Genomic DNA, 13,925 nt, shown 5'->3' on the forward strand with positions numbered 1-13,925 from the left:
TGAGTTGGACACAAAAACAGATTTCGGCTCAACTAACTTTTTGTCGTTTGGCACAGACATCTATCGATTAGCCCTTTGGCTGTCAAGGTATTTTTGGCATTCAACTATTTTCTTGGATCGCCTAAAAAAAGAAAAAAGCTTTGTAATTAAGCAGTTACAGCCTGGCATGAACGATCAACACAAATTCAACCCATTGACAAATGGTATAAGGCCCAGTACTTAACTGCCTTGTTTGGACTGCCGAAACTATATTGGCAGTCAAAACGAAAACCGCCGACCGCACTTAAAATTATCGGGTTCACGCTGTCCTGCCTTTCACACCGACGTGAGGCGATGGACACGGCGCACCGTTTTCCGAGCTGGCCTTTAGCAGCTCCCGACCCCATTTTTACGGAGTAAACCGTCCATGAAACCAAGCCCAAACCCAAACCCAAACACAAGCCTCGCCTCCGTTTCCGTGTCCCCGACCGGAACCCGCAGCAAAGGCTCTCTGTTTCTTTTTTTTACAGCCCTCCTGCTTCTGGGCAGCGCCTGCGCGGTTCTCAAATCCCCCTCCCAGACAACCGAGCCCCTCCCTGTCAGCAAAAAAATACTCACCGGCACTCTGGACAACGGGCTCCGGTACTACATTCGCCAAAACCCCTACCCGGAGGACCGCGTGGAACTCCGGCTCAACGTCCGCACCGGGTCCCTCAATGAGACAGGCAAAGAGTTGGGCCTCGCCCACTTCGTAGAACACATGGCCTTTAACGGAATCCGCCATTTTGAACACAACGAGCTCATCGCATTCATTGAGGAGGCGGGCCTCACCTTCGGAGCCCACACCAACGCCTACACCTCCACCGAGGTCACAAACTACCAGCTCAGCATGCCCCTGAACCGTCCCGAGCTGCTGGATAAAGCTTTTTTGGTGTTGGGAGATTGGGCCGACGGCCTGCTCTTTGATCCGAGCGAAATCGAAAAGGAAAAAGGGGTGATTGTCGAAGAATGGCGCATGCGTGATGGCGTGCGAAAGCGAATCAGCAATCAAAGCCGGGCCGTGCTGCTGGCCGGGTCCCTCTACCCCGAACGGGACCCCATCGGTGAAATGCCCATTGTGCGGGGAGCGGATCGCGCTGTCCTGAAAGGGTATTACGACGCCAACTACACCCCGGATCGCATGAGCGTTGTGGTGGTGGGTAATATTGATGTAAACGACATGAAAACACGCATCGAAACCGCCCTGGGCGATGTCGCCCCCCGAAAGCCCCGCGCAGCCGCCTCAAAAGAGGTGCCCCTCACCCCGGGCCTGCGTGTCACCACCCTCACCGACCCCGAGCTCACCTCCGGGGTCGTGGCCACCGACCACCTCTTCTCCCGAACCCCCACCACCACCTTCGAGGACTTTAAACGGGACCTCACGGAACAGCTGGCCTTCTCCGCCTTTAACCGACGCGTTCAGAAAAAGATCACCGACCAAGAGCTTCCCCTGCTCCGCGCCTTTGCCCGGGTCACGAATATTGAAAGCAACCTGTGCACGGCCCGCTTCATGGCCCGCCCCGTTAAAGGGAAGGTCTCCGAAGGGATCTTTGCTCTCTACGCCGAGATGGAGCGGGTTCGCCGCTTCGGTTTTCTGCCCGAAGAGCTTGCCGAACAAAAAGCCGCCTTCAAAAAGGCCCTGACCGAAGCGGCCCGCCCCGGTCGCCGCGTGGAGTCGTCCGACCACGCCAACGCCATCTGCGAATTTGACACCAGCGGTGGGTCCCTGACGGATCCCGACCAGAATCTGGCCCTGTTCCTCCAGGCCGAAGCGAACATCTCCGAAGGGGACCTGAACCGGGCCTTTGGTCGATGCCTCTCCCCTGCGAGCCGCTCCGTCCTCTTCACCTTCCCAGAAAAAAGAAAAGACGAAACCCTCTCAAAACCGGAGATCACCGCCCTGATGACCAAGGCCCACCAAACGGCCCTGACGCCCTACACCCTGGCCCCGGCCATCACCTCACTGCTCCCCACACCGCCCCAGGGCGGTGCCGTGGCGGACAGACAAAAAATGTCCACCATCGACGGCCTCTCCTACACCCTCTCCAACGGAACCCGCCTTATCATCAAGCCCACCTCCTACACCCCCGGCGAGTTCCTCATCCGAGGAACCGCCAAGGGGGGCCTCTCAAGCGTCCCAGATGCCGATTACAAACGAGTGTCCATGGCCGCCACCTTAGTCAATCAAAGCGGTTTTAAAGGGATCGCACTCGCTGAGCTGAACCGATTCCTGGCGGGCCGGAGCGTCAATATCTCCCCCTCCCTGAATGCCAACACCACCTCCTTGACCGGTGGCGCTGCGACCGTTGAGGCCGAGACACTCTTTCAGATGCTGCGTCTTTACTTTATCGCCCCTGACGTCTCCCCCAAGGCTCTGTCCATACACAAAGCGCGGATGACACAAAGCATCAATGCCCGGGCCCAGGATAAGAAATTCCTCTTCTCTGCAAAGGCTGCCGAGGCACGCCACAACGATAAATTCCGAGACCAGCCCCTGGCCACAGGCGACCTGGAAACGCTTACCCCTGAGGCCCTCCTCGCTGATTATCAAGGTTTTTTTGCCTCACCCTCCACATTTACATTTACCGTTGTGGGGGACGTAAAGCCCAATGAGATCGCCGACCTGGCCGCCCGCTACCTGGGCGACATTCCAGCCATAACCAATGAAAGAAAAGGGGTGGACCGCGGCCTCCGACAAAATCCTGTCGCAGGCCCTTCAAGTATCCGCCTCACCGGCAAAGGCGACCTGGCCGAGCGCGCCTCGATCTCCGCCTTCTACGAAAAAGAGAGCCATTTCACCCTCAAACGAAACGTTCAGCTCTCCATCTTGAGGAGAATCCTCTCCCGCAGGTTCAGGCTCTCCGTCCGAGAGGAGATCGGAGGGGTCTACGCCATCTCCGCCGGGCTCCGCATCCTGCCCGAACCCACTCCCCTGTTCAAAGGATCCCTCTCATTTACCTGCGACCCGCAGCGCGTGGATGAGCTGATTCCCCTTGCCGAAGGCATCCTGCGGGACATAGGCGAAAACGGCGTGACAAAGCAGGAGATGGAGATGGCAGTGAAACAAAGCCTCACCTCCCTGGTCCAGGTCCAGAAAAAGGACCGCTATTGGTTAGGCACCCTCTCTACGACCTTTGCCTACGACTGGCCCCTTGATGAGGTGGTAAACCGCGAAGACACCCTGCGCAGCACCACCCTTGAGGAGCTCAACACCCTGGCCGCTGAAACACTCACCGGTATCAAAGGATTTATCACCGTCTACACCCCCGAAATAAAGGAGGCTTCATGAAGCGCCGCCTGATGCACATGGGCGCGGCGGCCCTTTTCCTTCTGGCCGGCAGCCTGCCGGCCACGGCCGAAGAGCATACCACCCATGCCGTCACCCTCATCGGTTCACCGAAATACGGGGAAGACTTCACCCACTTTGCCTACACCCGCCCCGATGCCCCCAAGGGAGGAACCTTTCGCCGGGGCATGGTGGGCACCTTCGACAGTTTAAACGACGTGGCCGTCAAGGGTCGCTGCGCCGCAGGCGTGAGCTTCATCTACGACACCCTCATGGAGTCCTCCGCGGATGAAGCCTCCGCCGCCTACGGGCTGCTCGCCGAAAAGCTGACCACCTCAGACGATAACGCCTGGGCCATCTTCCACCTGAGAAAAGAGGCAAGATTCCACGACGGCCACCCCGTCACCGCCGAGGACGTCTGCTTCAGCTTTGCGGCCATCACCGGCGAGAGCCCCTTTTATAAAAACTACTTCAAGGCGGTGGACCGCGTGGAGGCCTTGGGCCCCCACACGGTGAAATTTCACTTTAAAAAAGAGGGACGAAACCGCGAGCTGCCCTACATCGCCGGCCAGCTCAAGGTGCTTCCCAAGCACTACTGGAAAGGCAGGGACCTGTCGAAAAGCACCCTTGAAATCCCCCTGGGCAGCGGCCCCTACCTCATCGCCTCCGCGGACCCGGGCAAACGCATCACCTTTACGCGCGTGCCCGATTACTGGGGACGCGGCCTGCCGGTCAACAAGGGCCGCTACAATTTTGATCGCATGGTGTTTGAGTACTTCAAGGACCGCACCGTCGCCTTTGAGGCCTTTAAGGCGGGCCACTACGACCTTCAGGGAGAAAGCGCCGGGAAAAACTGGTACCGAGGATACACCGGAAAAAACGTGGAGAATGGCTGGATTAAAAAGGAGGAAATCCCCCACAGCAGGCCCACCGGCATGAAGGGGATTGTCATGAACACCCTGGCACCTCCTTTAAACGACCGAAACGTCAGATGCGCCCTCACCCGCGCCTTCGACTTCGAGTGGATCAACAGCAAAATCTACTTCGGTCAGCTCAAACGGCACACCAGCTTTTTCTCGAACTCCGAGTTCGCCAGCAGCGGGATCCCCCAAGGAGAGGAGCTCAACATACTGGACACTCTCCGGGACCTGGTCCCCGCGGAGATCTTCACTACCCCTTTTAAGCTGAAAACAGGCGATGGCTCCGGCATGGACCGCCAGCGCCTGGGCGACGCCGCAGCCATCCTCGCCGAGTCGGGATACGGGTTTAAAGACGGAGCCATGCGGGACAAGAGAGGAAACGCGTTGAAACTCGAGGTTCTCATGGGCTCCAAGGCCATGCAGAAAGAGCTCCTCCCCTTCAAGCAGAGCCTGGCCCGCCTGGGCATCGAACTCACCCTGCACCTGGTGGACTCCACCCACTACATCCAAAAAGTCCGCAACAAGGAATACATGATGGTCTTCTCCGGCTTCCGCCAGTCCCTCTCCCCGGGCAACGAGCAACGCGGCATGTGGCACAGCGAAACCGCCGGGGTCAAAGGGAGCCGCAACCTCTGCGGCATCCATGACGCCGCCGTGGACGCCCTGGTGGAAAAAGTCATCGCCGCCCCGGACCACGACGCCCTGGTGGCAAGGACTAAAGCCCTGGATCGCCTCCTGCTCTACGGACATTACATCATCCCGGACGGCTACAGCGACCGCTTCCGCCTCGCCTGCTGGGACCGCTTCGGCAAACCCGAGACCCGCCCCACCCACGGCCTGAGCATCGACACCTGGTGGGTCGACCCGGCAAAAGACGCCAAAATGCCGGACTGCCTGGTGTCAAAATCGATGGAGATGAGCAAAAAATAGCCTCCGGCGGCAAGGTGACGCCACCTTGAAAGTGGGTTTGCGAATGCGTGGGGCCTTCGTTATGCCTGCGTTTTCGAGGCATTCGCGCCAAGGGTGAGATTCTTCAAGCGTCTTTGCAGGAGATGCCGGTTTTATAAATGTAGAATGCTGTGGGCCGGTTCTGTTCAGTGAGACTGAAAAACCAGGGAAGACGAGGCCCCATGGTTGCTAAGCAGTTTAGTGAATTTTTTTAATTGAGCTGATGGTGTGAAAACGCAGATGGCCGAAACGATGGGCAAGGCCACAAAATCATCCATCACGGGCGCAACCCGCTTTCGAGGTGGCACACCTCGCCGCCGGAGGCTTTTTTCTTATTTTCGGAGACCATATGACACACTACATCGCCAAACGGGTTTTACTGATCTTCCCGACCCTTTTGGGCATCATCACCATCAACTTTTTTCTGGTCCAGGCCGCCCCCGGAGGTCCGGTAGAGACCATGATCGCCCGATTATCCGGCATCGAGGTCTCGGCCGTGGACCGGGCCACGGGCTCCCAGGAGACCAGCGGGCCCTCGGACACCGAAGAGGCCTTGGATGAGTCGGTCTCCCCGTACAAAGGTGCCGACGGCATCCCGCCGGAGGTGATCGCAGAGATCGAGCGCCTCTACAACTTCGACAAACCCCTGCTCACCCGGTATGTGCTGATGCTGAAGGATTTTGCCAGCTTTGACTTCGGCGAGAGCTTTTTCCGGGACAAGCGGGTCATCGACCTGATCAAAGAAAAACTGCCCGTCTCCATCTCCCTGGGGGTCTGGAGCACCCTTCTCATCTATCTCATCTCCATCCCCCTGGGGATCGCCAAAGCCGTGCGCCATGGCAGCCGGTTCGACCTCTGGAGCTCCCTGGTCATCATCGTGGGGGATGCCGTGCCCATGTTCCTCTTTGCCATCGTGCTCATCATCCTTTTTGCCGGTGGCAATTATCTGACCCTTTTCCCCTTACGGGGCCTGGTCTCCGATCACGTCGCCCAGCTCAGCACCTGGGGAAAAATCCTGGATTATCTCTGGCACATGGTGCTGCCCATCGCGACCCTGGTCATTGGCGGGTTTGCCTCCCTGACCCTGCTCACCAAAAACGCGTTTTTAGATGAGATCAGCGCCCAGTACGTCAACACGGCCCGGTCCAAGGGCCTCACCGAGAAGCGAATTCTCTACGGCCACATCTTTCGAAACGCCATGCTCATCGTCATCGCAGGGTTCCCAGCGGCCTTTATCTCCATGTTCTTTACGGGCTCGCTCATGACCGAGGTGATCTTCTCCTTAGACGGCATGGGGCTCATGGGCTTTGAAGCGGCCATGAGCCGGGACTACCCCGTTATGTTCGCCACCCTCTATATCTTTACCCTCATGGGCCTGGCCTTGAGCATCGTCAGCGACCTGACCTACACCCTGGTGGACCCCCGCATCTCCTTTGGGTCGTCGGGGAGTAGCCTTTGATGGCTGAAAACCGGGAAAGAAAAAGCCTCCGGCGGCAAGGTGTGCCACCTTGAAAGCAGGTTGCGAATGCGTTTTGCCCCTCGTTCCTCGGGTCAAATCACATTCGCATTTGGGTTGATGTAAATTTGAAATATGTATTTAAGACCTGTTTGTTAAACCCGACTTTATAAAATCAGGCAAACGTTTAGCCCCCGGCAGGGCCGCCGGAGGCAATCGTTTTGCCCAACCCTAAACCGTGCCCATGGATACACGCGCCATCATGAAATTATCTTCCCTCACCCGCAAGCGCCTCACCGTCTTTAAAAGGGACCGGCGCGCCTTTTTTTCCCTTGTGGTTTTCGGCCTTCTCTTTGCCATGAGCCTGGGGGCCGAGCTCATCGCCAACGACAAACCCTTTTACGTCCATTACCAGGGGAAGCACTACTTTCCCCTCTTTGCCGCCTACAGCGAGCAGGTGTTCGGCGGATTTCTCCCCACCGAGGCCTGCTATAGCGATCCCTACCTTAAAGAGAAGATCGAAAAACAGGGGTGGATCCTCTGGCCCCCAATCCGGTACAGCTACGACACCATCCGCTACGACCTGCCCTCCCCGCCCCCCACAGCGCCCACTCTGACCAACCCCCTGGGCACCGACGACCTGGGCCGGGATGTCTTTGCCCGGAGCCTCTACGGATTTCGCCTCTCGGTCCTCTTCGGCTTCGCCTTCACCTTGATTACCTCCGTCCTCGGCATCACCGCGGGTGCCATTCAGGGGTATTACGGCGGGAAGGTGGACCTCTGGGGCCAGCGTCTCATGGAGATCTGGTCGGGCATCCCCATGCTTTATCTTCTCATCATCATGAACAGCTTTATGACCCCGGGGTTCTGGTGGCTCCTGGCCCTGATGGTCCTCTTCGGCTGGATGCGCCTCGTGGGCGTGGTCCGCGCCGAATTTCTCAGGGGTCGCCAGCTCGACTACGTCCAGGCTGCCCGGGCCTTAGGGGTCAAAGACAGGGAGATCATCACCCGCCACATCCTGCCCAACGCCATGGTGGCAGCCATGACCTTCCTCCCCTTTATCCTCTCAGGCTCCATCGGCATCCTGACCTCCCTGGATTTTCTCGGCTTCGGCATGCCCCCGGGCTCCCCCTCCCTGGGCGAACTCCTCGCCGCAGGCAAATCCAACCTCCACGCCCCCTGGCTCGGCCTCTCTGCCTTTGCCATCGTGGCCAGCATGCTCACCCTGCTGGTTCTCATCGGGGAAGGCGTCAGAAACGCCATGGACCCGAAGCATATTCAGGGAGGGGGCGCGTAAATCTTAAAAAAAAGCCTCCGGCGGCCCTGCCGGGGGCCAACCTTTTGAAAAGGTTGCCAAACAGCTTCTTTTTACAACGCTGAATGCGGATGTGATTTGCCCCGAGGAATCCGCCTACGCAAAAGCCTCCGGCGTGACAAGTCCGCCTAAGCCCAAGTCTATGCGTCGCCATTCGACCCACGTCAATGGGCTACGCCGTGACATAGGGACAAAGCGCGTTCACCACCTAAGGTCCAGGGGATTATCCCCTGGCCGCCGGAGTTATGCCGGTTAATATCACCCCATGAGTTGCCAGTGAAAAACCGCCTGCTCACGCACATGCGGCTCACATTGCCGACCTTCACTCTTCGGGTGAATGCGGACGCATTGCAGCCTCAAGAGACGCCTCCCGATGCGCATTCGCAAACCCGCTTTCGAGGTGGCACACCTCGCCGCCGGAGGCAGCATTTTAAAAGCTAAATAGTTACCCTTTATTTTTCAATTAAGGAGGCGTCATGACACCACTTCTTTCCATCCGGAATTTGGCCGTGGATTTTCAGACCAGTCAGGGCCTGTGCCCTGCCGTACATGATATGAGTTTTGAGGTTAAAACGGGAGAAATCCTGGCCCTGGTGGGCGAGAGCGGTTCCGGAAAATCGGTCTGCTCCCACGCCGTGGTCCAGCTCCAGAGACATCTGGGGGCAAGGGTGCGCGGCTCCATCACCTTCGAGGGCACCGAGCTCACCGCCCTTTCGGAAAAAGAGCTCCGCGGCTTTCGGGGCTCGGAGATCGCCTACATCTTTCAAGAGCCGGGCACCTCGCTAAACCCCTTGCACCCCGTGGGCAAACAGATGACGGAGAGGGCCCGCATGGTGGAAGGCATGGACAAAAGATCGGCCATGGAAAAAGCGATCGTTCTTTTGGGCGATGCGGGGATCAAAGAGCCGGAAGAGCGCATCCACCATCTGCCCCACACCTTCTCCGGCGGTGAGAAGCAGCGCATCATGATCGCCATGACCCTGATGGGAAACCCCAAGTTGATTGTGGCGGACGAGCCCACCACGGCCTTAGACGCCACCCTCCAAGACCAGATCCTCACCCTCCTCACCCGGGTTCGGGACCGCTTCGGCACCGCCATCCTCCTGATCACCCACGACCTTGCCATCGTCCGGACCCATGCCGATCGCGTGGTGGTGGCAAGGTGCGGACGCATCGTGGAGAGCGCCCCAACCTGCGAACTCTTTGCCTCCCCCAAGGACCCTTATACCCGCACCCTCCTCAACAAAAACCACGGTGGGCCCGTCCCCGCCCCGAAAAAAAAGAAAAACCTCCTCGAACTCGAAGGGGTCGGGGTCACCTACACCCAGCACGCCCGGTTCAAAAAGGGGCACCCCATCCAGGCCGTCGACGGCCTCTCCCTGATTTTAGAGGAAGGCACCACCCTCGGCGTCGTGGGAGAGAGCGGCTCCGGCAAAAGCTCCCTGGCCAAGGCCATCCTGCGCCTCATCCCCTCGACCGGCACCATGCGCTTTGACGACGAGCCCCTCTCCGAGCTCACCGGTGAGCCCTTAAGACAGCTCCGCCGCAGCATCCAGGTGGTGTTCCAGGACCCCCACAGCAGCTTCAACCCCAAGATGACCGTGGGAGACATCGTGGGCGAGGGCCTGCGCGCCTTTGCCCTCCCGGGGCCCTACATCGAAAAGGCCGTGGACCGATGCCTCACCGACGTGGGCCTCTCCCCTGAAGATAAGGAAAAATACCCCCACCAGTTCTCCGGCGGCCAGAAACAGCGCATCGCCATCGCCCGAGCCCTGGCCCTGGCCCCAAAGCTGGTGATTTTGGACGAACCCACCTCGTCTCTGGACCGCAACATCCAGTTCCAGATCATCTCCCTGCTCAAAGAGCTCCAGACAAAACACGGATTAAGCTACCTATTTATCAGCCACGATTTAGACGTGATCCGCGCCATCAGCCACCACATCGCCGTGATGAAAGAGGGTAAACTCGTGGAGTCCGGCCCCGCGGCCACCGTCTTTGCCGCCCCCGACCACCCCTACACCCGGATGCTGCTCAAAGGCCAAAGGGAGGCGGCGTGAACTATTTATTTCGACCTTGCTGATTCCCCTCAGGGCGAAAGACCTGGAAACCCGAAGAGTTGACGGGGTCATGCACGATTTTGAGGCCATGTCGCCGTTTATCGCCAAACGGTCCAGCAAACATCCCGATGTCAAGGGCTATGGCACCCCCTTCAAGTGGAGCATAGCCTATTCAAATAAACCCTTTTAGAATATAGATCGTTGACGTAACAATCCCAAAAATCGAAGCATTCTATGGAGCCCGCCATGCGCACTTTATCCCTGACCGCCCTCGCCGTTTTGACCATTCTGGCCTCAACTGCCGCCGCGTTTTACACCACTGAGTTTAAAATTCGTGTGGACATTACCCCGAATGCCATCACACTGATTCCGGTGGAGGGCTGCACATGGAGCGCCACCACTTTCAAGAAAACTGATCGCTGGCCCCGTCTCATCGTCACCTCCGATGAAGCCTACAAGGCAATTTCCCGAAGCACCCAGCCCACAGGGTCCTTCAGCTTTGTTCTCTTGCCGGAAGATCGGGGAGCAAAACTCACATCCATCTGCGGCATCACCTGGGGCGGCGCCTCCTTCCACGGCGGCCTCCACCCCGATTCTCCTGTCTCCTGGCATGTGGACAACATGGGGGTTAACGTGGCCACCCCTCCGGAATAAGGGGTCACGTCTTAAGGTTGCAGGAAAAAAAAACAATGCCTCCGGCGGCCCTGCCGGAGGCTAAACTTTTGAAAATTTAACAAACAGGTTTTAAAAATCGTTTTTGATCAAATTTCATCTTAAAGGCGAATCTGATTAACATCCTTTCCCATCCATATTTGAGTGATCAATGGCCAGGTTTTGGTGCCGCATAACCTCTGTACGCTGGTTATTGTTGGAAACCTGTAGGATGGGCAAAGGGTGTGCCGTGCCCATCTGGCGCGGGTGCAACCGATCACGCCAGGGAGAGATGCTGCGTCGTCGAAATTTATGTAATTTTAATCGTTGTGGGTTTCCCGACTGCCAGATGGGCACGCTTCGCGCTTTGATATTAAATGGGTGCCCATCATAGGACGCCACCGTAATCTCACCGGTATGGGTAACATTGGAGCCTGAAATGGACAGGGAAACCATGGCTGTGAATAAGAGATAATCAGAAAGGCGGATGTGATTTGACCCGAGGGACGAGGGGCAAAACGCATTCGCAACCTGCTTTCAAGGTGGCACACCTTGCCGCCGGAGGCTTTTTTTGGAGTTGAATAGTTACAGAGACGAAACGTCGAACCGGAGGATGAGCCTGTCGTCCCCCTGCCAAATGCAAAGACGCGCCCCCCTTCTCCTTGACATCACTTGTCGTCCCGTTGTATCCAAAGTGTATTAGTGACATAGTACACCAAAACAGGAGACACCATGATCCAACTGAATCACGTGCGCTTTGCATACCAACGCAAGCGCCCCCACTTTTCTGACGTCTCCCTCAGCGTTGAGGCGGGCACGATTTCCGGCCTGCTTGGAAAAAACGGCGCAGGAAAGACGACCCTGTTAAAATTGATGGCCGGCCTCCTCCATCCGGCAAGCGGAACCTGCGTTACCTTTGACTCCCCCGCTCATAAAAGGCGGCCTGGGATGCTCGCAAAGCTCTTTTTCATTCCCGAAGAATTTCAGCTCCCGCCGGTATCCATCTCCCGATTCGTCACACTCCACGCACCATTTTATCCCCACTTCGACGCAGGATGGTTCCATGAACAAATCGGCCGCTTCGGCCTGAGCCCTTCGGACAGACTGCCTGCCCTCTCTTTCGGGCAACGGAAAAAGGTCCTCATCGCCTTCGGTCTTGCCGCAAACACCCGGCTCCTCCTCCTGGATGAGCCCACCAACGGGCTGGACATCCCATCCAAGGGCATGTTCCGAAAAATGGTGGCAGCCTCCATGCGGGAGGACCGGGCCATCCTCATCTCCACCCATCAGGTCAAAGACGTGGAGAACTTAATCGACCGGGTCGTGGTGCTGGATGAAGGCCGCATTGTCTTCGAGCAGTCCATGCAGGAGGTCTCCAGATGCCTTGAAATGACCCACCTTGCCGATCTGCCCGACACCGCCGTCTATCACGAAAGGGGAATCGCCGGTTACACCGTGGTCCAAAAAAACGAGACCGGCGTCGACTCAGCCATTGACCTTGAGCTGCTCTTCAACACCATTCTTACCAGCCCCGATGCGATGCACACCTGCTTTCAGGGAGACTTGCCATGACAACCCAGGAGACTTTTGAATTCAGACGTTTTATGCTTTTACTTCGACACGAACTGCTGCTTGATTTTAAGGAAAAAATCATCGCCGCCGCAGTCATTGTGGGCCTGCTCTCGTTTCTTCTTTTCTTCAGCAAGGTCATCGGCATCTTACCTGGCCTCCATGTCAACTCATTTGGGTTCTACCTGCTCCTGGCAGGATATCTCTCCACCGCAACCGCGTTTAAAAGGCTCCATGATAAAACCCAGGGCTGGCTCTACCTGACACTCCCGGCATCCACCCTTGAAAAATTTCTCTGCCGCCTGGGGCTGACGTCCATCGGTTTTGTCGCAGGAGTTGCCCTGATTTTTGCGCTCTTCTCACAGGTGGCGTCGGCGGTCTCATTTTGGATGCACGGGCAAGCACTGCCGGTCTTTCACCCGCTTGATCCCATGAACCTTAAAATCATCCTGTTTTATCTCATCACCCACGCCCTTTTCTTTCTGGGGTCCCTTGTCTTCAAGAGCCATCAATTTTTGAAAACCACACTCTGCATCTGGCTGTGCCTTGGTTTTATTGCGCTCTTTACAGGGATTCTTGGCTGGAGCGCCTTCAACGCCCCCCATGCCAGCGGATACCATCTCTCCTTTTTCCTTACCCCCGGGCAAACAAGTCATGGACACCTCATCCTCAAACTCGTCAAAGGAGCCATAACCTACGGGCTGGCACCGTTTTTCTGGTTTATCAGCTACCTGAAGCTCAAAGAGTATGAGGTGTAGATGAACTTTTCCAACCATCAGGCCATCTATCTTCAGATCGCCGATCAAATCTGCCATGCCATCCTCACGGGCACCCGAAAGGCCCAGGAGAGGCTCCCGTCTGTCCGGGATCTGGCCGTGGAGATTGAGGTGAACCCCAACACCGCAGCCAGAGCATATACCCACCTCCAGGACCGACAGATCGTCTTCAACAAACGAGGCATCGGGTACTTCATCACAGAGGAGGCCCGGGAGATCATCCTTTGCGAAAAAAGGGAGCACTTTCGTTCCACAGAGCTGCCCCGGCTCTTCAGGATGATGGATCTCCTGGACATAGGCATGGACACCCTTCAAAAACTTTATGAGGATGACCCCAATACGGAGGATAAAGCATGAAGCCAAGCAATCTCTGGCTCCTCATCGGAGCGATCTTTCTGCTTATCGGCATCACCGTCCTGGTTTTGACATTCTGCCGGCAGGCTCAAAACATCAAAAAAAAGGCCCCGAATCCCCGGAGCCTTTTTTTCTCATACCCCGCCTGCTGGGCCTGTTAGCCTCCACGCTTGGAGGCTTTGATGGGGTTGAGTTTCTTCTCCGTGGACCCGCTGACCGCAAGGGCAGCCACAATATGATGGTTTTCGTTCCTGAGCTTTTGCGTGTCGTAGCCCATGGACTCCAGGGTGTCGATAACCCGGCTCCGGTCCACCCCGTAACGATTCACATCGGCCGTGGGCCGGGCCACCTTATCGGGGGTTGTCAGGTAAAGCCCCTTTTCATCGATGGCCATCACCTGTCTGATACCGTTGACTTCAATCTCATCGATCACCATCTCACGGCTCGTTCCGAAGCGATTGGGTTCCATAAAGCTCTCTCCTTTATTCACATTGAGGTAGATCACGCAGGGGGTGCCCGGCCCCTCAAGGACTCCTGCCATTGAGGGTTCCGAACCACTCGTTTCGTATTACGCT

11 protein-coding genes are annotated in these 13,925 nt (G+C 57.1%); 10 read left to right on the forward strand and 1 reads right to left on the reverse strand.

Going from position 1 to position 13,925, the window contains the following annotated elements; all coding sequences use genetic code 11:
• Positions 1–406: 406 nt before the first annotated feature.
• From Q1Q75_RS06910 to Q1Q75_RS06955, 10 genes are all read left to right on the forward strand, one after another.
• Positions 407–3,307 carry a pitrilysin family protein gene (locus Q1Q75_RS06910; RefSeq protein ID WP_300668591.1) on the forward strand — a complete coding sequence of 967 codons (2,901 nt, stop codon included), beginning with the start codon at positions 407–409 and terminating at the stop codon, positions 3,305–3,307.
• A complete protein-coding gene (locus tag Q1Q75_RS06915) occupies positions 3,304–5,154 on the forward strand; it encodes an extracellular solute-binding protein (RefSeq protein ID WP_300668592.1) in 1,851 nt (616 codons plus the stop codon). Before Q1Q75_RS06910 ends, Q1Q75_RS06915 begins: the two co-directional genes overlap by 4 nt.
• Positions 5,155–5,521: 367 nt before the next feature.
• Positions 5,522–6,631 carry a microcin C ABC transporter permease YejB gene (locus Q1Q75_RS06920; RefSeq protein ID WP_300668593.1) on the forward strand — a complete coding sequence of 370 codons (1,110 nt, stop codon included), beginning with the start codon at positions 5,522–5,524 and terminating at the stop codon, positions 6,629–6,631.
• A gap of 259 nt (positions 6,632–6,890) precedes the next feature.
• The gene (locus Q1Q75_RS06925) at positions 6,891–7,925 is read left to right on the forward strand and encodes an ABC transporter permease (protein ID WP_300668594.1); all 1,035 of its coding nucleotides are present in this window, start codon (positions 6,891–6,893) and stop codon (positions 7,923–7,925) included.
• 494 nt (positions 7,926–8,419) lie between these two features.
• Complete coding sequence (locus Q1Q75_RS06930) at positions 8,420–10,000, forward strand: dipeptide ABC transporter ATP-binding protein (RefSeq protein WP_300668596.1); 1,581 nt, start codon at positions 8,420–8,422, stop codon at positions 9,998–10,000.
• 246 nt (positions 10,001–10,246) lie between these two features.
• Complete coding sequence (locus Q1Q75_RS06935) at positions 10,247–10,654, forward strand: hypothetical protein (protein ID WP_300668598.1); 408 nt, start codon at positions 10,247–10,249, stop codon at positions 10,652–10,654.
• A 729-nt stretch (positions 10,655–11,383) separates the two neighbouring features.
• On the forward strand, positions 11,384–12,223 hold the full coding sequence (locus tag Q1Q75_RS06940) for an ATP-binding cassette domain-containing protein (protein ID WP_300668599.1): 840 nt from the start codon (positions 11,384–11,386) through the stop codon (positions 12,221–12,223).
• Positions 12,220–12,978: a hypothetical protein gene (locus Q1Q75_RS06945; RefSeq protein ID WP_300668601.1), complete on the forward strand. Its 759-nt coding sequence runs from the start codon at positions 12,220–12,222 to the stop codon at positions 12,976–12,978. Before Q1Q75_RS06940 ends, Q1Q75_RS06945 begins: the two co-directional genes overlap by 4 nt.
• Complete coding sequence (locus tag Q1Q75_RS06950) at positions 12,979–13,353, forward strand: GntR family transcriptional regulator (protein ID WP_300668602.1); 375 nt, start codon at positions 12,979–12,981, stop codon at positions 13,351–13,353.
• On the forward strand, positions 13,350–13,511 hold the full coding sequence (locus Q1Q75_RS06955; RefSeq protein ID WP_300668604.1) for a hypothetical protein: 162 nt from the start codon (positions 13,350–13,352) through the stop codon (positions 13,509–13,511). The genes Q1Q75_RS06950 and Q1Q75_RS06955 overlap by 4 nt, the downstream gene beginning before the upstream one ends.
• Here the strand turns inward: Q1Q75_RS06955 and Q1Q75_RS06960 are convergent.
• A complete protein-coding gene (locus tag Q1Q75_RS06960; protein WP_300668606.1) occupies positions 13,508–13,891 on the reverse strand; it encodes a hypothetical protein in 384 nt (127 codons plus the stop codon). The genes Q1Q75_RS06955 and Q1Q75_RS06960 overlap by 4 nt on opposite strands.
• Positions 13,892–13,925 lie beyond the last annotated feature (34 nt).

The organism is Desulfoluna sp., assembly GCF_030145185.1.
GTDB lineage: Bacteria > Desulfobacterota > Desulfobacteria > Desulfobacterales > Desulfolunaceae > Desulfoluna.